The organism is Paenibacillus terreus, assembly GCF_042138595.1.
Taxonomy (GTDB): domain Bacteria; phylum Bacillota; class Bacilli; order Paenibacillales; family Paenibacillaceae; genus Paenibacillus; species Paenibacillus terreus.
Genome location: NZ_JBHIRX010000005.1, coordinates 156,931 through 176,217 on the forward strand (window position 1 = coordinate 156,931; position 19,287 = coordinate 176,217).

Here is a 19,287-nt window from a genome sequence, read left to right on the forward strand (position 1 = left end):
GAGGCGGTATCGGCTTGTTCCGAACTGCACTCCAGGGCAGGTTGCCCGCAGACTTGACCATCATCGCTTCATTTGCTGGTTACGTTGGATTCTGCTCTGAGCCGAACAGGACCGAGACAGAAGGGACGATCGCGAGTGACTCTTTTTTGGCTGTTCGGACCTTTTCGACGCATATCCAAGACGAGATGCGTTTGCAAAAAGGTTTTTTTGCGTTTGTCCAAAAAAGAAGAAGGGAGCCACAAGGATGGCAGCAAAACAGGCGTTAAACATTGTGAAGATGAAAAAAATGAAACAGGAAGGCACCCCGATCAGCATGCTCACCGCATACGATTACCCGTCGGCTAGGCTGGCCGAAGAGGCGGGGATCGATATCATTCTCGTCGGTGATTCGCTTGGCAATGTCGTACTTGGATACGACTCGACCATTCCGGTGACGCTGGATGATATGGTGTATCATACAAGGGCGGTGGCGCGTGGTGCCGAGCATACGTTTATTGTGGCGGATATGCCGTTTATGACATACCACGGGAGTATTCAGGAAAGCCTTGCCGGAATCCGTCGGCTCATGCAGGAAGGCGGGGCCCATGCAGTCAAATTGGAGGGCGGCGCTGAAATCGCACCTGTCGTGCGGGCGGCTGTGCAGGCCGGTGTGCCGGTCCTTGGACATATCGGTCTGACGCCGCAGTCCGTCAACCAGATTGGCGGTTACCGGATCCAGGGCAAGGACGCGGCGGATGCGCGGAGGCTGCTCGCTGACGCCAAGGCGTTGGAGGAAGCGGGCGCGTTTGGTATTGTGCTGGAGCTGGTTACGGAGGAAGTGGCCGCTCATATTGCTCAAGAGCTCTCCATACCGGCCATTGGCATCGGTGCAGGCCGCGGCTGCGACGGACAGGTGCTGGTTTACCACGATGTGCTTCAATATGCGTCGCCATACAGACCCAAGCGGTTTGTACAGACCTATGGAGACATTGGTACCTTGATTAAGGACAGTATAGGTCGTTATGTGGCTGATGTGAAGGGACGGGCGTTTCCCGCAGAGCAGCATGTTTTCAGTGCAGAGGACGGGGTAATGGATACATTATACGGAAACCGCAGAGAAAAGGTGGAGAACAGATCATGATGATTGTCAGGGACGTACAGCAGCTGCGTGCCGCGCTGGCTTCACGCCGCAGCGCCCCGGGCACGGGAAAAGAGAAGAAGGTTGGCTTTGTCCCGACGATGGGTTATCTGCATGAGGGGCATGCCAGTCTGATGCGCGCCGCCCGCGAGCAAAGCGATATCGTGGTGCTCAGCATATTTGTGAATCCTATTCAATTCGGGCCGAACGAGGATTTTGAAAGTTATCCGCGGGACGAGGAGCGTGATGCGGCGATCGCTGAGCGCGAAGGGGTTGATATTTTGTTCATCCCTACGGTTGAAGTGATGTATCCGCAGCCTACACGTACTAAAATCCGGGTGTCCGGCCTGACAGACCGGCTGTGCGGAGTATCGCGGCCAGGTCATTTTGACGGGGTCACAACCGTAGTTGCCAAATTGTTCAACATGGTTCAGCCGGACTATGCGTTCTTCGGCATGAAGGATGCGCAGCAGGTGGCTGTGCTGCAGCAGATGGTGACGGACCTGAACATGAACGTCGAGATCGTTCCCTGCCCGATCGTAAGGGAGCATGACGGACTGGCTCTCAGCTCGCGCAACGTATATTTGAATGAGGAAGAACGGGAGCAGGCCTTGGTGCTGTCCCGTTCCTTGCGGGAAGCGCGCGAAGGAGTGTCGCAAGGAGAAATTGCTACGGTGGGTGAGCTCCGTTCTTTCCTGGAGACAGGCATAGCTTCCTCGCCGCTTGCGCGCATTGATTATGTGGAAATTCTGACCTTCCCGTCGCTGGAGCCGTTGGCTGCTGAAGAGCGGTTTGAGGATATAAATGGAGATATTATAGCGGCGCTGGCTGTATTTTTCGGCAAAACACGCCTGATCGACAATATGAGACTTGAAAAAGCGGAGGTCCTTTCCCATGTTTAGAACGATGATGAAGTCCAAAATTCATCGCGCTACCGTAACCGAGGCCAATTTGAATTATGTGGGCAGCATCACGATAGATGAAAGCCTGATGGAAGCTGCCGATCTGCTGGAGAATGAAAAGGTGCAGATCGTTAATAATAATAACGGGGCGCGGCTGGAGACTTACGTGATCCCCGGACCGCGCGGGAGCGGCGTTATCTGTCTGAACGGGGCCGCAGCCCGTCTTGTGCAGCCAGGGGATACTGTTATTATTATTTCTTATGCAGCCATGACAAATGAAGAAGCCAAAGCCTATAAACCAACCGTCGTATTTGTAGACGGGGAAAACCGTCCGGTGCAAACGATGCAGAAGGAAACACATGCGACGGTCATGTAATCGATGGGAGCACGGATGAAAAGAGCTCTTTGAGCGAAAAATGTGACTGTACACTCACGGCGTCAAGTGCCGCAGGCCAGAAATGGCCGCAGTGGAGGAATCATTTTTCCATGAAGGGTGGAATGCACAATATGCTCCGGCATGTATTCGCAGAAATGAACAGCATGTTAGATGAAATTGTGAAGCATTACCCTTCGGCCCAAGGCCCCCGCAAGGAGGAGCTTATTCATAAATGGAACCTGCTGCGCCGCATGAGCGATTCCATTATGGATGAGTGGCTGGCTTTTGAAGAGAAAATGGGCAAGCTGGCCGGGAGCGGCATTTTGCAATCCGCCGATGACGCGCTTGCGCTGCCCGAGATGGGCCATGAAGCGTTTATCCGCGGCCAGGGTTATTACAGGCTGATGATGTACCCTGAGGCGCTGGCCCAGTTTGGGAAGGTTGCCGAGTTTTATCCCCAGAGTCTGCTGGTGCAAATGTATGCGGCCATGTCGCACCTGCATTTAAATCAGCTGGAGGAAGCGGAATCTTTGTTTCATTTTTCCCTTGGCCTGACAGAGAGCAGACCAATCAAGGCCGCTATTTATAATGCTCTCGGCTGTGTGCGGGCGAAAAAGAATGAGCCCGAGCAGGCTGTACAGCATTTTACGCTGGCACTTGAGCTTGATCCTGCGCTGAAGGAAGCGCACCATAATATGGAGGCGTGCCGCTCCGACCTTGGGCGGCTGCGCTACAGCAGCCATTTCATGGCCTATATGTGAAACATAACGCCCAATGAGCGATGCCTGCGTGCATCGCTTTTTGTTTGTTTCATGTTCAAAGCGCCCATCTTCTGATATGCTGTATGTATTAGCCGGGTTATCCCACCCGGTTCATTTTTTCGAATACTCAAAGACTGAATGAGGGGATCAGGTTCAACATGAAATTTGCCGTATTGGATTTTGAAACGACAGGTACCCAGTCCGCCGATGATATCATTCAGGTCGGACTGGCCATTATAGATCACGATTACAGTATTTCACAGGTATATGCTTCTTATGTCAATCCGGGTCGGCCTATTCCCCCTTTTATTACGGGATTAACGGGCATCACGGACGCGGATGTGAAGAACGCTCCTTCACTTGAGGACATGATGGTCGAGCTTGTTCCCCTGCTGAATGAAGTTGTTCTCGTTGGACATAACATCGCTTTTGACTTTAATTTTCTGCAAAATGCGCTTGACCGCTGCGGATATTTGCCTTTCAGCGGCCGGATTCTGGATACGATGGATTTTCTCAAAATTATGTTTCCGTCCTTATCCTCCTATCAGCTCGGCTTTGTTGCGGCCGATTTCGGGCTTGCCCATGACCGTCCGCACCAGGCCGACAGCGACGCGATTGTGACGGCTGAGGTGTTTCTGAAATGCCTCGATGAACTGAACGGCCTGCCGCTTCTTGCCGTGCAAAGGCTCAGTGATTTGTTCGCGCAGGAGGACAGCGATCTGGCCTGGTTTTTTGATGGGGTCAGGGAGCAGAAGGAAAGGGAGCCGGTGCTGGAGCTTGAGGGCCACACCTATTACCGTCAGTTCGCCCTTAAAGTGGATGACTGGACGGACATTGAACCTCCGCGCGACGAAGCCGGGGACAATCCGCTGTCAGGCATGAGCTTTGAGGAATACATGGAGGAGGTGCAGGAGCGGCTGCGGTCGTCTCTGTCCCATTACGAGCAGCGGGAGTCGCAAAACCAGATGATCGAGAGCGTCATGACGGCGCTCAGCGAAGGAAAGCATCTGCTCATCGAGGCTGGCACAGGTACGGGAAAATCGCTTGGTTACATGCTTCCCTCACTGTATCACAGCGTCAAGAACGGGCAAAAAGTGATGATCAGCACCCATACCATCAACCTGCAGGAACAGCTGCGGGAGAGGGATATTCCGCTGCTAACACAGGCGGTGCCGTTTCCTTTCCGGGCCGCCGTGTTCAAGGGCAGGGGGCATTATTTGTGTCTGCGCAAATTTGAACATAAAATAAATAGAAGAGATTTCGTAACCCCGAAGGAAGATTTGCTCACCGCTGCTCAGATGATCGTGTGGCTTACGCAAACCGAAACCGGGGATGATGAGGAACTGAACCTCAGCAGCCGTGGAGGAGACTTCTGGGAAACCGTTGCAAGCGACTCCGACTCCTGCCTTGGCAGACAATGCCCGTGGTTCCGCAAATGCTATTACCATAGAGCGCGCCAGGAAGCCGGAACGGCAGATGTTGTGGTGACCAATCACTCCAAGCTGTTCACGGATGTCAAAGCCAGCCATCAGCTGCTTCCCGCTTATGAGCATCTCATCATTGACGAGGCGCATCATCTGGAAGAAGTGGCAGGCAAACATCTGGGCATTCATATGAAATATTTCACGTTCGTGCATGCGCTGACCCGCTTGTTCAAGGACAGCAAGAACGGTCAGCTTCCCGCCCTGCGCCAGCAGCTGATGTCCTCGGGGCATGAGAAGGGGGCGGAATGGGCTTATGTGATCGACAGCCTGTACCCGGAGGTAGTGGAGGTTAAAGAGACCTGGGACAAGCTCAGCGATCTGCTCTTCGGGCTGCTTCCTGAACGGAGCGACGCCTCTCCCGGAGAGACCGGACAATTCTCTGCCAGGTTCAAGCCTTCCGCCAAACCGAAGGGCTGGGGGGATGCGGAGCAGCTGGAAAACCAGATCTATGTCGGGCTCGGGGAAATCGTCCGCAAGGGAGACAGAATTTTGCAGGAAATCAAGGACGAGCAGGACGATTACGGTGCAGAAAGCCTCGTCACTGATATTGCAGGACTGTTTAAAGATCTGGCAGCCTTCCGTGACAGCCTTCGCTTCTTTATTAAAATGGATGACCTGACGACTGTGTACTGGCTTGAAGCGAGCGGCCAATTTAAAGGGAAATCGCTGCAATTTTATGCCGTGCCGGTGGATGTCAGCCAGCAGCTGAAGGAGATGTTTTTTGACAAGAAAAAAAGCGTGGTGCTTACCTCCGCTACCTTGTCCGTGGATAAATCATTTCAGTACATGATTGACCAGCTTGGTCTTCAGGAGGCAGCGGAGGCAGGCGGTCTGCTAACATCCCTGCTGCCGTCCCCGTTCAACTATCGGGAGCAGGCGCTGCTGGTCGTCCCGCGGGATTTCCCGAGCGTAAAAGGGACCGTCGGGGACGCCAGATTCGTAGACATGCTTGTGGACTCGCTGCGCAGCGCAGCTCAGGCAACGCAAGGACGGATGCTTGTGCTCTTTACCTCGTACAGGATGCTTAAGCAGGTATACGAGCCGCTCAAGGAGGCGCTGGCATCGAGCGAAATTACGGTGTTGGGGCAGGGCATGGACAGCGGCAGCCGCAGCAAGCTGACACGAAGGTTCCAGGAAGCCAAGGCATCTGTCCTGCTTGGTACAAGCAGTTTCTGGGAGGGCGTTGATATCCCCGGGCAGGCCTTGACCTGTCTGGCCATTGTCAGACTGCCTTTCCAGCCCCCGAACAGCCCGCTGCTGGAGGCGAAGAGCGAACTGCTTCAGGAGCAGAAGAAGAACCCGTTCATGAAGCTGTCCGTGCCGCAGGCGGTCATCCGCTTCAAGCAGGGCTTCGGGCGCCTCGTTCGTACAGCCAAGGACCGTGGAGTAGTCATCGTGTATGATACCCGTGTCATCGAATCTTATTACGGGAAGCACTTTCTCTACTCCCTGCCGGGGCCGAAAATAGAGCATATGCAAACAGAGCAGATGGTGCCCCGTATTTCCGAATGGCTTCATGAGGAAGCGGGCAGCTAATAAAGCTCATAACGTTTCATTAGTCCGTGAATTTAGGAGGATTATGCATGAAAGCAGACAAAATATCCGAGGCCGTGGTGCGCAGGCTGCCCGTCTACCTGCGCTATCTGAACGAGCTTCATAAGCGGGAGGTCACGACGGTTTCATCCCAGGAGCTCGGGCAGAAGCTGGACCTGAATCCGGCGCAGATCCGCAAGGATCTGGCTTATTTCGGCGATTTCGGACGCAAGGGCATCGGCTACGATGTAGTGTATCTGATCGATAAAATACGCCATATTCTCAAAATAGACCAGCAAATCAACGTTGCGCTGGTAGGGGCCGGTAATCTCGGACAGGCGCTGTCCAATTACAACGCTTATTTAAAGGATAATATGAAAATTGTGGCGGTTTTCGACTCCTCGCCGGCCAAGATCGGGCACCAAATCAACACCCTGACCGTACAACCGATGGACGAGCTGAGAGAAACGGTCAGACAGCTGCACATCCGGATCGGAATTATTACCGTACCGGATTTTGAAGCCCAGCGTGTGGCTGACGAGATGATCGAGAGCGGTATTGGGGCGATTCTGAATTTCGCCCCGACCATCATCAAGGCACCTCCGCATATCCGCATTCATGCCACGGACTTTACGACAGACCTGCTGAGCCTGGCCTATTACCTGGAGAACGGAAAGGATGACAATGAAAATGACGACCAATAAATGGTTGATTAAAAATGGGGCATTCGCGGTGAATCGTGAGGAAAAAGCGGTTGTCCACGGCTATATGATCATTGAAGACAGCCGGATCACCTATATCGGAGAAGAGCTGCCCGCAGGAGAGGAAGCCACAGAGGCGGTTGACGGCACAGGGCTGCTCTTCCTGCCGGGTCTGATCAATACGCACGGGCATGCCGCCATGTCGCTGCTGCGGGGCTATGGAGACGATATGGTGCTGCAGGAATGGCTGCAAACAAAAATGTGGCCCATGGAAGCCAAATTTACCGCCTCCGATGTTTACTGGGGGACGTCGCTGTCCGTACTAGAAATGCTCAAGGGAGGCACAACGGCTTTTCTGGATATGTATGACCATATGGATGAAGTAGCCAAGGTGGTCGAGCAATCCGGCATCCGCGCCAGCCTCATGCGCGGCGCCATCGGACTGTGCTCGGAAGAGGAGCAGCGCGCCAAACTGGCGGAGGCTGTTGCCTTTGCGAAGAACTGGCACGGTCAGGCGGGCGGCCGGATCACGGCCATGATGTCCCCGCATGCGCCTTATACCTGCCCGCCGGCCTTTATTGAGCAGTTTGTGCAGGCGGCTCATGATCTCGATTTGCCGCTCCACACCCACATGTCGGAAACGGCGGCCGAGGTGGAGCAGAACGTACGAGAATATGGTCTTCGTCCCGTTGCGCATCTGGATAAGCTGGGCTTCTTCTCCCGTCCTTCCCTGGTCGCGCATGCCGTGCATTTGAATGATGAAGAGATTGCCCTGCTTGCGGAGCGCAAGGTGGCCGTTTCCCACAATCCGGGAAGCAACCTCAAGCTCGCCAGCGGAGTGGCGCGGGTGACAGAGCTGCTTAAAGCAGGGGTAACCGTGTCGCTCGGAACGGACAGTCCGGCAAGCAACAACAACCTGGACATGTTCGAGGAAATGAGGCTGGCCGCTTTGATTCATAAGGGTGTCACAGGCGACCCGACAGCCGTTCCGGCGGGCGAAGCCCTGCGCATGGCTACGGAATATGGTGCCAAATCGATTGCCCTGAAGGAAGTGGGATCGCTCTCTGCGGGCAGCAAGGCCGACTTTATTGCCTTGAATATCGACCAGCCGCATTTTCTGCCGAAAACGGATCTCGTTTCCCACGCCGTGTACTCGGCCAGCGCCAAGGATGTTCTGCACGTCTGGGTAGACGGCCGTCAGGTTGTCAGGAACGGCGAATGCCTGACCATGGATGAGGAACGGATCAAGCACGAAGCGCAAGCGGCGTTTACCGGCCTGCTCTCCCGCTGATCAAACCACACCATCGGAAAGGAAGCTTGGATTGAAAAACAGAAAAACGATGATCGCCTACGGGGTGTTTATTTTCATCCTGCTGTTGATCGCCATGTATTGGTATTATTCTTATGTTACCCAGGGGCCGAAGCAGGAGGAGAGCACCGCCATTCTCAAAGCGAAACAGACAGCAGGTCTGGTTGCAACGGATAAGACGTGGAAAAGCGTGTGGGCTGATACCTATTGGGTGGTGGAAGGCACGGATGCCGAGAATAGAAAGATGATGGTATGGGTGCCTTTTCAATCGATAAAGGACGGGCAGGATATACCGCAGCAGGGAACCGAGGGCGTGCATAGCGAGCTGCTGCAAAATGGTGTGAGCGAGGAGCAGATGCGCACAGCGATTACGTCTGCAAATCCCGACCTTGAGATTGTGCGTCTGCTGCCGGGTGTTTTTAATGGTGAATATGTCTGGCAGCTGTTCTACAAAATCAATAACAGCTATTATTATCAATTTTACAAATTTGCGGACGGAAGTCCGGTAGGCACTCCTTTTCAGCTGCCCAACACCCTGCAGTGACAGAGAGCTGGAACACGATCATGCAAGAGCAATCGCTCCGGCTGCGGCCGGAGCATTTTTGCATTAGGCAAAATTATTACTTATTGCGTATTTTTCTGTGCAAATTATCCGTTTGTAAGAAAAACGTTATCGACGTACTTTCAAAGAAGCCAGACCGCGCTTAGCGGAAGTTTTTCTTGCGATTTCAGGAAGCTTCTGCCGGAAGTTTATACTTTATGAAATCTAAAAAAATTATTACAAATTTTATAAACTGTTCAAACTTTGCCTTCGAAAAGTGATATACGATATGATATACTCAGGTTTATACTAGTGATAGACTGTTATGTCTAAAAGGGCTCCTTTTGCCTCACAGTTCAAAAAAAGTCCCAACGACGTTTCTGCTGATATTTTATGTTTGAGAGGAGGACGTTTTTTTGAAACTTCGTATTTTGCCTATTGCTTTAACGGCGATAATTACAGCTTCCGTGTTGTTCGGCGGATGGTTCCTGTACCGTCATATGGCGATTCAGAATCCGCTGCAGCAGGTAGTGACTAAATATCCGGGCGTCTCCAGCGCCCAAATAGCTATTAAACAGGATGAGGTCGTTTTGAAACTTGTACTGCAGCCCGATGCCGATCTGCGCGGCCTGGTGCAGCAGATCAAAAGGGAAGGGCAGTCCATTATCGGCAGCCGCCAGCTCAAGCTGGACATTCAGGACCGCTCCAGCGCCGAGCTGGACAAGTGGTGGTCGCAGGCCATGTTCCCCATCGCGGAGGCGATGGAGAATAAAAAGTACACGCAAATCCCGGCCACGTTGGAATCACTGGAGCAGAAGGGTTCCAAGGTACAGGCCGAGACGGAAATGGACGATCAGAACGTCTATATCAGGCTAAAGGAAGGGCAAGCCAGCAAGTATATTATTCTGCCGCGCGAGCCGGAAACGATGGGAGTGTGGCCTAATGCCTAGGTGGGTGAAGGAATTGCTGATCGGCATCGTGCCGGTTCTGGTCATTTTTCTTGTTTTTATCGGGTTTAACGTGGTGCCGCTTGTGATCGCCGCGGCCGTGCTTGGCGGACTGATGCTGATGCTGCATATGCGCGGCGGGTTGGCGGTTGGTGCGAGCCAGGAGCGCAAGCGCAAGCAGGTCGGGTCGGCCAAGCTGACCTTTGACCAAATCGGCGGCCAGGAGAGTGCCAAGCAGGAGCTGCGGGAGGCGCTTGATTTTCTGATCCGCCATGAAGAAATTTCGAAATTTGGCATTCGCCCGTTAAAGGGCATTTTGCTCACCGGCCCTCCGGGAACAGGCAAAACCCTGATGGCCAAAGCTGCGGCCCAATATACCAATTCGGTATTTGTGGCGGCTGCGGGCAGTGAGTTTGTTGAAATGTACGTAGGTGTGGGCGCGGGCAGAATCCGCGACCTGTTCCGGGATGCCAGAGCTAGAGCCGCCAAGGAGAAAAAGGAAAATGCCATTATTTTCATCGATGAGATTGATGTCATCGGAGGCAAGCGTGAAGGCGGACAGCAGCGTGAATACGATCAGACGCTGAACCAGCTGTTGACCGAAATGGACGGAATCTTTACATCGGATACTCCGCGCATCCTTCTGATTGCGGCCACCAACCGCAAGGAAATGCTGGACAGCGCGCTGCTGCGTCCGGGCCGTTTTGACCGCCATATCCAGGTGGATCTTCCCGATAAAAAGGGCAGAAAGCATATTCTTGAGCTGCATGCCAAGAACAAGCCCTTGGCCGGGGATGTGGAACTGGAGAAAATCGCTGAGGAAGCTTACGGTTTTTCCGGCGCACAGCTGGAGAGCGTTATGAACGAAGCTGCGATTTACGCCATGCGTCAGAATCTGGATGTCATCAGCCAGAATCATTTGTCCATGGCGATCGATAAAGTGATGATGGGTGAAAAAACAGACCGTGAATCGAATGAGGAAGAGAAGAAGAGAGTTGCCATCCACGAGCTGGGACATGCCATCATGGCCGAGATTGTCCGTCCGGGCAGCGTGAAGCAGGTGGCCCTCAGTCCGCGCGGCAAGGCGCTCGGGTATGTGCGCCATAACCCGCAGCAGGAGCACTATCTGTATACCAAGGATTTCCTTGAAGAGCAGATTATGATTTCCCTAGCCGGCGCTGTGGCCGAAGAAATGTACTACGGCGGACGCAGCACAGGCTCCAGCAACGATTTCGAGCAGGCCCTGAACATCGTGGAAACGATGATGAAATCCGGCCTGACTTCCCTGGGCATCATGAACATGGAGATGGTGACCAAGGAAGAGCTGATGCGTGAAAATAAAGAGATCCTGAACGCGCTGCATGCCCGCACCAGCGAATTGCTGGAGCAGCACCGCAGAATATTCGACAATTCTCTCGAAATTCTGTTGAAGGAAGAAACGCTGACCGGGGAGCAATTTCGGTGTCAATTTCGTGAAAACAGCCTTTTGCCAGCATAATTTATGATGCTGGTATTTTTTTTTACTTTTGTTCCGTGCTAAGATATTATTATCTATTGGGTCAATAAACCTGTATTTTTCGACAACGAAGGATACAATACATCAGAGAGACCTTGAAAGGATGGAGTCAAGAACCATGCAATTTAAAAAAATCGGCGTAATCGGCGGCGGTACGATGGGGCAGGGCATTTCCGAAATGCTTGCTTCCAAAGGCATCGACGTGCTGCTGGTGGAACAAACCCCTGCAAAACTGGACTACGCGTACGAAATGATCGAAACCAGCCTGGACAAACAGCTGGAGAAATGGGCCATTACCCAGGCGGAGAAGAAGCTGATTCTTTCCCGTATTCACAAGGTGACTCATTTCGGCGAATTGAGCGCTTGCGATATGGTCATCGAGACCATCACCGAGGATTTGGATGCGAAGAAAGAAGTGTTCAAGCAGCTTGATCAATTTTGTCCGAGCAATATTATACTTGCAAGCAATACCTCCACGCTCAGCTTGACCGAGCTCGCCAGCTCGACCATGTATCCTGAGCGTGTTATTGGCATGCACTTTATATATCCGGTGTCCCGTATCGATCTTGTAGAAATCATCCGCGGACTGAAAACCTCAGACGAAATTTTTGAGCATACTAAATCTTTTGTGGAGAACTTCCTGGAGAAAAAAGGGATCATGGTCTATGAGTCCCCGGGCTTTGTTACAAGCCGTATTATTTGTCTGCTGATCAATGAAGCTGCTCATGTGCTGCAGGAAGGTGTAGCATCTGCCCAGGATATTGACGACGCTATGCGGATTGGCTATAACTTCCAGAACGGGCCGCTTGAGATGGCCGACCGTTTCGGTCTGGATTCCGTCGTGGCCGCCCTTGAGCGCATGTTCCGTGAATTCGGCGAATTGAAATACCGTCCGTCCATCGTCCTGAAGAAAATGGTGCGTGCCGGCAATCTGGGTGTAAAAACAGGCGAAGGTTTCTTCAAGTACGACAAGGATGGTGACCGTGTATGAAAATTCTAGTAATCAACGCAGGCAGCTCTTCGCTGAAATACCAGCTGTATGATATGAGGGATGAGTCCGTGCTGGCCAAAGGTCTTGTGGAACGGATCGGTATGGATTCCTCCATCCTGACGCACAAACCTACGAATAAAAACGAAATGACGGAAGTCAGTGAAATTTTGGAGCATACCACGGCGATCCGCAAAGTGTTGAACGCTTTGACGGATAAGGAGCACGGGGTCATCGGCAGCATTGACGAAATCGATGCGGTCGGCCACCGTGTCGTGCACGGGGGCGAGTCCTTTAAGGAATCCGCTGTCGTAACCGAGGAAGCGAAGAAGGAAATCCGTCGTCTGTTCGACCTCGCACCGCTGCATAATCCCCCTTCAATGATGGGCATCAAGGCTGCGGAAGTGAATATGCCGAACGTTCCGCAGGTGGTCGTATTCGACACAGCCTTCCATCAGACGATGCCGGAGAAGGCCTACATGTACGCCATCCCAAGAGTGCTGTACAACAAATATAAAGTGCGCCGTTACGGCGCGCATGGCACATCCCATGATTTTGTCAGCAAGGAAGCTGCGAAATTCCTGGGCCGTCCGCTGGAGGAGCTGAAGATCATTACGTGCCATATTGGCAACGGCGCCAGTATTACAGCTGTAAAAGGCGGAGTTTCGGTCGATACGTCCATGGGAATGACTCCGCTGGAAGGTCTGATGATGGGTACGCGTAGCGGCGACCTGGACCCTGCCATCGTTCCTTACGTAATGAACAAGGAGGAACTGACGGTCAACGAAGTGAACTCGATGCTGAACAAGCACAGCGGATTGCTGGCCATTTCCGGCGTCAGCAGCGATATGCGTGAAATTACGGACGGCATGGAGAAAGGGGACCCCAACTCCAAGCTTGCTTTCGATATGTATACTTATCGTGTTCGCAAATATATCGGTTCATATGCTGCGGCCATGAACGGCGTTGACGTCATCGTGTTCACAGCCGGTGTGGGCGAGAACTCCGTTGTGCTGCGCCAGAAGGTGCTGGAGGAGCTGACTTACCTGGGCGTGGAAATCGATGAGTCGCTGAATGCCATCCGTTCAGGCGAGCCGCGCCGCATTTCCACGGAGCAGTCCAAGGTGGCGGTTTTGGTCGTTCCGACAAACGAAGAACTGGTGATTGCCCGCGACACCTTCCGCCTTGTACAATAGAAGCAGATATTAATTAGTAAAGCCTTGATCAAACAGCCTGTCCCTGGGGGAAGGCTGTTTGATTTCGGTTGCAGAGGAGAGATATATGTGGCAATAAAATGCACGATTTCCGAGGCCGGACGCCATGCCGAACAGACGGTGACCATCGGCGCCTGGGTCCATAATAAGCGTTCCAGCGGTAAAATACAGTTTCTGCAGCTGCGCGACGGAAGCGGCTACATCCAAGGGGTCGTTGTGAAGAGCGAAGTGCCGGAGCAGGTATGGAATGACGCAAAGAGCCTGACACAGGAAAGCTCCCTGTATGTGACGGGCGTAGTCCGCGAAGAACCGCGCAGCCAGTCCGGCTATGAGCTGACGGTAACAGGCATTGAGATCATCCATCTGACGGAAAATTATCCGATCACGCCAAAGGAGCATGGCATCGATTTTCTGATGGATCATCGCCACCTGTGGCTGCGCGCTCCGAAGCAGCGCGCGATTCTGCTGATCCGTGCGCAAATTATCCGTGCGGTGCAGCAGTTCTTTGACAGCAACGGCTTCACCAAAGTGGATCCGCCGATCCTGACGCCGTCCTCTGCTGAAGGCACGACGGAGCTGTTCCATATCAAGTATTTTGACGAGGACGCGTTCCTGACACAAAGCGGTCAGCTCTATATGGAAGCCGCCGCCATGGCCTTGGGCAAGGTGTATTCTTTCGGGCCAACCTTCAGAGCCGAGAAATCCAAGACACGCCGCCACCTGATCGAATTCTGGATGATCGAGCCGGAGATGGCGTTTGTGGACCTGGAAGAAAGTCTGCGCATTCAGGAGCAGTTTGTCAGCTATGTGGTTCAATCCGTCCTGGAGAACTGCCGCAAGGAGCTGGAGACGATCGGAAGAGATATCTCCAAGCTGGAGAACATCACAGGCGAGTTCCCGCGCATTACTTATGATGAAGCCATCGAATTCCTGCAAGGCCAGGGCTTTGATATTCCGTGGGGTGAGGATTTCGGGGCACCGCATGAAACGGCCATTGCGGAAAGATATGACAAGCCGGTATTCATTACCCACTACCCTGCCAGTATAAAGGCGTTTTATATGAAGCCTGACCCTAACCGTCCGGAGGTTGTGCTGTGCGCCGATATGATCGCGCCGGAAGGATACGGGGAAATTATCGGCGGATCGCAGCGGATTGATGATCCTGAATTGATGGCACAGCGTTTTGCCGAGCATAATCTGGCCAAAGAAGCTTATCAGTGGTACATGGATCTGCGCACCTACGGTACGGTTCCCCATTCCGGCTTTGGCCTCGGCCTGGAACGCACCGTCGCCTGGATTTGCGGTCTGGACCATGTTCGTGAGACGATTCCGTTTCCGCGCATGCTGTACCGCCTCTATCCTTAACCGATGAACAATCAGTTCCGTAATGAGGCGGGGCAATGGACGGAAGGGGCTGCCTTCGCGCTGGAAGCCGGTACTGTGCAAATCCCCTACGTCCTGCTGCGGCATTACCGCAATCTGCAATTATCGGATGCGGAAGTGATGCTGCTTATCCAGCTGCTGGCGTTCAGGCAGGCGGAGCATAATGAATTTCCGACATTGGACCAGCTGGTGGACCGGATGGGCCTGACGGCGGAGGCGCTGGGCAAAATGCTGCAAAAGCTGATGCAGGAAGGCTGGATCAGCATTGAATCCGGCTCCTACGAGCAGTCGGACGTGCAGTATGAGCGTTACCAGTTCACAGGGCTTTACCGCAAGCTGGCGGAACATTTGGCTGCTGAACGGCGCCTGGCGGTTAACACAGAGCTGGAAGAGGATTTGTTTTCCCCGGATTACGATCCGGAGGGCAAGCGGAACCTGTTTACCATTTTTGAGCGGGAGTTTGGCAGGCCGCTGTCTCCCATGGAGCTTGAAACGATTTCCGGCTGGGTGGATCAGGACAAGTATCCCGAGGACCTCATTCTGATGGCCTTGAAGGAGTCTGTGTTTGCAGGCAAGGTTCATTTCCGCTACATCGATCGTATTCTGCTGGAATGGAGCCGCAACCGGGTAAGGAGTGCGGAGGACGTGAAGGCTTATACACAAAAATTCCGCACAGGCGGGCGGTCATAGTATTTTCATTGCCCTATATTTATAGCTTAAAAACGCACTTTCCATACGGAAGGTGCGTTTTTTTGTGGGAAAATAACCAGAATGTTCCGGATCATTAGCATGATTATTTAAATTCCCTTTATATTAATCCAAAGGTATAATAGACCCCGGTTGTCTCGTAGAATTCTTTTGCGGATATACTGCCCTCTTTTTATTAGACGATTTCTTTTTCGGGTTTGGATACGAACGAAGCATCTTAGAACATGAAAAAGTGAAGCGCTGAACAAAAACTTTTTTTGAAAAAATGCAGGGGGAGCTGCAGGCTGCTGCGTCTATAGGTATGGGAAGGAGGAAACAGTCATTGAAACGGACATGTTAATCGCACGGATCCGGCGCGGGGAACAGAGCGCTTTTCGCGAACTTGTGGACCGGTACAGCAGGCATGTATATCAGACAGCCTATTCGGTTCTTCAGGATGCGAAGGAAGCGGAGGATGTCTCCCAGGAAACGTTCGTGCAGGTGTACACTTCTCTTTCCCAGTACCGCAATGAAGGCTTTAAGTCATGGCTGACTAGAATAGCGGTCCGTAAAGCTATCGATGCCAAACGAAGGCGCAGCCGCAGAACGGCTGATATGACCGTGGCGGACGAGGCTTTGTTAGTCCTTCCTTCCCGGGAAGAGGATATACTAGGCAGACTGATCCGGCAGGAGAGGCGCAAGGAACTGGCGGACAAGATCGAATCGCTGCCCGAGCAGCACAAGGAAATTGTTACCGCCTTTTACTTGCAGGGCAAAAGCTACGAGCAAATGTCGGAAGAGATGCAGGTTGCTTTAAAAACGGTCGAATCCCGATTGTATAGGGCAAGGCAGTGGATTCGGCGCAACTGGAATGAGGAGGAATGGCGATGAATGGAGGCAGCGGCATATCAGCACAGGACATAAGGACTTATATTCATGGCGGCTGCACCGCAGAGCAGGCGGATTACATAGAACAGCTGCTGCTTGAGGATGAAGCCATTTTTGCGGAGTACATGAAAGAGCTTGGGCGGCTGCAGGATCATCTTCCACAGCTGGACAATCCGGCCTCGTTTGCTGAGCGGGTCATGGCCAGTTTGCCAATCAGCAATAATGCAGCAGCGTCCGGCAAGCAGGCTGGGCAGCGCTGGTTTGAGCACGCCTTTTTCCATTATGCGCTGGCCGCAAGCATTACGCTTCTGATTCTGTTTTCGGGGGCATTCGACAAGCTGACCGCTGAGCGCTCGCTGCTGCTGGAGCAAAGCTCTGTTCCTTCGTACAGCGATGAGGCGATGGAAGCGGCAACCGGCTGGCTGGACAGGTTGAAATAATAGCGGGCTGCACGGCTTCAGACCTTGCAGTTAAAAGATAATACAGAAAGGATGAACAAATATGCCGGATCCACAGCGGAGCAGGCTGCTGGCGCTGCTTTTGAATATGGTGCCTGGTCTCGGGTTCTTTTATTGGAACAGGAAATTTGCTGGATTTTTATATATGCTTATGTTTTTTGGCGGTGTAGTAGGAGGAGTACTTCTGGGCGCCATCATCGGCAATGAGGATTTCTTTTTGTTGATGACGTTTTTGGGGGCGGTGGCGGTATGGGGCATCAGCATGCTGCATCTCCTGCTCAGGCTGCTCAGCAGTCAGAATGCTTATTATCCGCCTGCGGGTTACCCCTATGGGCCTCCCGGGGAAGGCAGCGGTGCTTATCCGGGTGCATTCCCGGATTATGAGCAGCAGATCCCGCAGCAGGCATACAGGAAGAGCGAGAAGCTCAATACAATTCTGCTTTCGTTCATCCCGGGATTGGGTCATTTATACATGGGCCTGATGCAGCGGGGGCTGTCGTTTCTGATCACCTTTTTCGGCATTGGTGTTGTGACTTTCTTTGCCGCCGTCGTCACGGGCACAGAGAGCTTTCTGGTGTTTCTCGGCATTCTGCCTGTCATCTGGCTTTACTGTGTGTTTGATGCCCTCCGGTACATTGAGTACAAGCAGGCGGGAGACATACTGAGCGACCGGACCCTGTTCGAGGAGTTTGAGCTCGGAAGAGCCGGAGGACGACGCAGCAAGGTATTGGCCATGATCCTGTCGGCATTTCCGGGGGCGGGACAAATGTATCTCGGACTGCAAAAGCGCGGGCTGCAGCTCATGTTATTGTTTGTCGGTGGGATTTATATCCTTGATGTCCTTAGATTGAGCGTGTTTTTGTTCCTGATTCCCGTGATCTGGTTCTACAGCTTCTTTGACGGTCTGCAGCAGGCAAGCCGTTATGAGCGGGAACCGCTGGAAGACAGACCGATCCTGGAGATGTTTGCGCAGCACCAGAAGCTGCTTGGGCTGATCTTGCTTTGTATGGGTGTGTACTTTGTGATGATGAACATGGTTGTGCCGTTTATTGATGTGCGTTTTCCGGACCTGCGCCTGCAGGAGCGGATCGATACTCATCTGCGTACGGTAATCGTTTCCGTCGTATTGATCGGAGGGGGGAGCAAGCTGCTTATGGGCAGCAGGAAGAGTGCGAGGTGAAAATAGACAGCGTCAGCAGGGATGACAAGCGATGCTTACGCCAAGCTGGAGAAGGCATTAACTTGGAACGTCAAGCTGGTATAACCGCTCAACAACCTATCGTTGAGCGGTTTTTTAACTATAAAGAGCTTTAAAATGTAGATGCCAGCTTTTTTGCTCTCTCGATTGCTTCCTCTTTAATGGCCTGCGCCCGGTCTGGCTGGGCGTTCATGCCTTCGACGAACAACACCTCAAATGAGGAAATGCCCCAGAAGCCGCTCACTATCCGCAAATAACGGCTGCCGGATTCCATTTCTTTGGCAGGCCCTTCGGAGTAAATGCCGCCGTTGGCTTGAATATGCAGCAGTTTTTTATCTGTCAGCAGCCCAACCGGTCCTTCAGAGGTGTACCGGAACGTTTTGCCTGCGACGCAGACAGCATCTGTATAAGCCTTCAGAATGGGAGGGAACGAAAAGTTCCACATCGGGTTCACAAAGACATATTTGTCGGCGCTGACGAACTGATCGACGATTTCGCCAAGCCGTTTCACCTTGGTTTGCTCATCATTGGTCAACTGATCAAACGCCGTGCCTGCCGCCAGCTTGCCCCAGCCGCTGAACACATCGGCATCAATATGGGGCACATAGATTTTATATAAATCCAGATGCTCAACCCGGTCCTGGGGATGGGCTTCCTGATAGGCTGTACGAAAAGCTTCTCCGACCGCCATGCTGTAGGAGTTGTGATGATCATGCGGGTGGGCCGTAATATATAGAACCGTTGCCAATTCAATTCGCTCCCTTGCTTGATTTTTGCTTTCCCTGCTAGTGTGAACCATGTATGGTTTTTTTATGATTTTATTACCTCTGGATGATTTGAATAAGGTTGCCGCAAGTGTCGTCGAAGATAGCCATTATAAAATCGCCCATTTTAGTTGGCTCCATCGTAAACTTTACGCCATTATCCAACAATCTTTTGTACTCATTATGAATATCTGCAACGCCAAACATGGTTGCGGGGATGCCATCGGCAACTAACTTTTTTTGATACTCTTTGGCGGCAGGATGGTCATTCGGTTCGAGCAAAAGCTCGGTACCGTCCTGATCATCGGGAGAAACAAGCGTGATCCACCTGAATTCTCCGACGGGAACGTCATGCTTTTTTACAAAACCGAGCGTTTCTGTGTAAAACTCCAATGCCTTATCTTGATCCTGAACGAATAAACTCGTCACAATAATTTTCATAATGTTTTTGCCTCCTTTTGTATTTGCGGCGTTGGCGCTTTGCTAACAATCTGGCTCCAATCAGAAAAAAACATACATA

19 protein-coding genes are annotated in these 19,287 nt (G+C 52.5%); 17 read left to right on the plus strand and 2 right to left on the minus strand.

Annotation, left to right across the window (positions count from 1 at the left end):
• Positions 1 to 244: 244 nt before the first annotated feature.
• The 17 genes from panB to ACE5KN_RS11990 all read left to right on the plus strand — a co-directional run bounded on the left by panB (position 245) and on the right by ACE5KN_RS11990 (position 17,985).
• Entirely contained in the window at positions 245 to 1,120 is an 876-nt protein-coding gene (panB, locus tag ACE5KN_RS11910) for a 3-methyl-2-oxobutanoate hydroxymethyltransferase (protein WP_375523610.1), read from the plus strand.
• Positions 1,117 to 2,019, plus strand: coding sequence for a pantoate--beta-alanine ligase (gene panC / locus ACE5KN_RS11915; RefSeq protein WP_375523611.1), 903 nt, complete (start codon positions 1,117 to 1,119; stop codon positions 2,017 to 2,019). Before panB ends, panC begins: the two co-directional genes overlap by 4 nt.
• The gene (panD, locus tag ACE5KN_RS11920) at positions 2,012 to 2,395 is read left to right on the plus strand and encodes an aspartate 1-decarboxylase (protein WP_375523612.1); all 384 of its coding nucleotides are present in this window, start codon (positions 2,012 to 2,014) and stop codon (positions 2,393 to 2,395) included. Before panC ends, panD begins: the two co-directional genes overlap by 8 nt.
• A gap of 155 nt (positions 2,396 to 2,550) precedes the next feature.
• Complete coding sequence (locus tag ACE5KN_RS11925; RefSeq protein ID WP_375523613.1) at positions 2,551 to 3,156, plus strand: hypothetical protein; 606 nt, start codon at positions 2,551 to 2,553, stop codon at positions 3,154 to 3,156.
• A 158-nt stretch (positions 3,157 to 3,314) separates the two neighbouring features.
• Entirely contained in the window at positions 3,315 to 6,176 is a 2,862-nt protein-coding gene (gene dinG, locus ACE5KN_RS11930; RefSeq protein ID WP_375523614.1) for an ATP-dependent DNA helicase DinG, 3'-5' exoribonuclease type, read from the plus strand.
• A 47-nt stretch (positions 6,177 to 6,223) separates the two neighbouring features.
• A complete protein-coding gene (locus tag ACE5KN_RS11935; RefSeq protein ID WP_375523615.1) occupies positions 6,224 to 6,877 on the plus strand; it encodes a redox-sensing transcriptional repressor Rex in 654 nt (217 codons plus the stop codon).
• Complete coding sequence (locus tag ACE5KN_RS11940) at positions 6,864 to 8,165, plus strand: amidohydrolase (RefSeq protein ID WP_375523756.1); 1,302 nt, start codon at positions 6,864 to 6,866, stop codon at positions 8,163 to 8,165. The genes ACE5KN_RS11935 and ACE5KN_RS11940 overlap by 14 nt, the downstream gene beginning before the upstream one ends.
• A 31-nt stretch (positions 8,166 to 8,196) precedes the next feature.
• Positions 8,197 to 8,727, plus strand: a complete 531-nt coding sequence (locus ACE5KN_RS11945; RefSeq protein WP_375523616.1) for a cell wall elongation regulator TseB-like domain-containing protein — start codon at positions 8,197 to 8,199, stop codon at positions 8,725 to 8,727.
• Between the two features lie 413 nt (positions 8,728 to 9,140).
• The gene (locus ACE5KN_RS11950; RefSeq protein ID WP_375523617.1) at positions 9,141 to 9,674 is read left to right on the plus strand and encodes a hypothetical protein; all 534 of its coding nucleotides are present in this window, start codon (positions 9,141 to 9,143) and stop codon (positions 9,672 to 9,674) included.
• The gene (locus ACE5KN_RS11955) at positions 9,667 to 11,169 is read left to right on the plus strand and encodes an AAA family ATPase (RefSeq protein ID WP_375523618.1); all 1,503 of its coding nucleotides are present in this window, start codon (positions 9,667 to 9,669) and stop codon (positions 11,167 to 11,169) included. Before ACE5KN_RS11950 ends, ACE5KN_RS11955 begins: the two co-directional genes overlap by 8 nt.
• Before the next feature lie 136 nt (positions 11,170 to 11,305).
• On the plus strand, positions 11,306 to 12,178 hold the full coding sequence (locus ACE5KN_RS11960; protein ID WP_375523619.1) for a 3-hydroxyacyl-CoA dehydrogenase family protein: 873 nt from the start codon (positions 11,306 to 11,308) through the stop codon (positions 12,176 to 12,178).
• Positions 12,175 to 13,371 (plus strand): acetate/propionate family kinase, encoded by a 1,197-nt coding sequence (locus ACE5KN_RS11965; protein ID WP_375523620.1) that lies wholly within the window; start codon positions 12,175 to 12,177, stop codon positions 13,369 to 13,371. Before ACE5KN_RS11960 ends, ACE5KN_RS11965 begins: the two co-directional genes overlap by 4 nt.
• Before the next feature lie 87 nt (positions 13,372 to 13,458).
• The gene (gene asnS, locus ACE5KN_RS11970; protein WP_375523621.1) at positions 13,459 to 14,754 is read left to right on the plus strand and encodes an asparagine--tRNA ligase; all 1,296 of its coding nucleotides are present in this window, start codon (positions 13,459 to 13,461) and stop codon (positions 14,752 to 14,754) included.
• Between the two features lie 3 nt (positions 14,755 to 14,757).
• Entirely contained in the window at positions 14,758 to 15,462 is a 705-nt protein-coding gene (locus ACE5KN_RS11975; protein ID WP_375523622.1) for a DnaD domain protein, read from the plus strand.
• Between the two features lie 351 nt (positions 15,463 to 15,813).
• A complete protein-coding gene (locus ACE5KN_RS11980; RefSeq protein ID WP_375523623.1) occupies positions 15,814 to 16,350 on the plus strand; it encodes an RNA polymerase sigma factor in 537 nt (178 codons plus the stop codon).
• Positions 16,347 to 16,787 carry a hypothetical protein gene (locus ACE5KN_RS11985; protein ID WP_375523624.1) on the plus strand — a complete coding sequence of 147 codons (441 nt, stop codon included), beginning with the start codon at positions 16,347 to 16,349 and terminating at the stop codon, positions 16,785 to 16,787. The genes ACE5KN_RS11980 and ACE5KN_RS11985 overlap by 4 nt, the downstream gene beginning before the upstream one ends.
• A 61-nt stretch (positions 16,788 to 16,848) precedes the next feature.
• Positions 16,849 to 17,985, plus strand: coding sequence for a hypothetical protein (locus ACE5KN_RS11990; protein WP_375523625.1), 1,137 nt, complete (start codon positions 16,849 to 16,851; stop codon positions 17,983 to 17,985).
• 130 nt (positions 17,986 to 18,115) lie between these two features.
• Here the strand turns inward: ACE5KN_RS11990 and ACE5KN_RS11995 are convergent, their stop codons facing one another.
• Complete coding sequence (locus ACE5KN_RS11995) at positions 18,116 to 18,751, minus strand: FMN-dependent NADH-azoreductase (protein WP_375523626.1); 636 nt, start codon at positions 18,749 to 18,751, stop codon at positions 18,116 to 18,118.
• 73 nt (positions 18,752 to 18,824) lie between these two features.
• Entirely contained in the window at positions 18,825 to 19,208 is a 384-nt protein-coding gene (gene glxB, locus ACE5KN_RS12000; RefSeq protein ID WP_375523627.1) for a methylglyoxalase, read from the minus strand.
• Positions 19,209 to 19,287: the final 79 nt, after the last annotated feature.

Bases quoted from the DNA above. Each gene is read 5' to 3' on its own strand.
- ACE5KN_RS11980 (WP_375523623.1), top strand. From the start codon at position 15,814: ATGTTAATCGCACGGATCCGGCGCGGGGAACAGAGCGCTTTTCGCGAA.
- ACE5KN_RS11965 (WP_375523620.1), top strand. From the start codon at position 12,175: ATGAAAATTCTAGTAATCAACGCAGGCAGCTCTTCGCTGAAATACCAG.
- panD (WP_375523612.1), top strand. From the start codon at position 2,012: ATGTTTAGAACGATGATGAAGTCCAAAATTCATCGCGCTACCGTAACC.
- ACE5KN_RS11955 (WP_375523618.1), top strand. From the start codon at position 9,667: ATGCCTAGGTGGGTGAAGGAATTGCTGATCGGCATCGTGCCGGTTCTG.
- ACE5KN_RS11985 (WP_375523624.1), top strand. From the start codon at position 16,347: ATGAATGGAGGCAGCGGCATATCAGCACAGGACATAAGGACTTATATT.
- dinG (WP_375523614.1), top strand. From the start codon at position 3,315: ATGAAATTTGCCGTATTGGATTTTGAAACGACAGGTACCCAGTCCGCC.
- ACE5KN_RS11975 (WP_375523622.1), top strand. From the start codon at position 14,758: ATGAACAATCAGTTCCGTAATGAGGCGGGGCAATGGACGGAAGGGGCT.
- ACE5KN_RS11925 (WP_375523613.1), top strand. From the start codon at position 2,551: ATGAACAGCATGTTAGATGAAATTGTGAAGCATTACCCTTCGGCCCAA.
- glxB (WP_375523627.1), bottom strand. From the start codon at position 19,208: ATGAAAATTATTGTGACGAGTTTATTCGTTCAGGATCAAGATAAGGCA.
- ACE5KN_RS11935 (WP_375523615.1), top strand. From the start codon at position 6,224: ATGAAAGCAGACAAAATATCCGAGGCCGTGGTGCGCAGGCTGCCCGTC.
- ACE5KN_RS11960 (WP_375523619.1), top strand. From the start codon at position 11,306: ATGCAATTTAAAAAAATCGGCGTAATCGGCGGCGGTACGATGGGGCAG.
- ACE5KN_RS11990 (WP_375523625.1), top strand. From the start codon at position 16,849: ATGCCGGATCCACAGCGGAGCAGGCTGCTGGCGCTGCTTTTGAATATG.
- panC (WP_375523611.1), top strand. From the start codon at position 1,117: ATGATGATTGTCAGGGACGTACAGCAGCTGCGTGCCGCGCTGGCTTCA.
- ACE5KN_RS11940 (WP_375523756.1), top strand. From the start codon at position 6,864: ATGACGACCAATAAATGGTTGATTAAAAATGGGGCATTCGCGGTGAAT.
- panB (WP_375523610.1), top strand. From the start codon at position 245: ATGGCAGCAAAACAGGCGTTAAACATTGTGAAGATGAAAAAAATGAAA.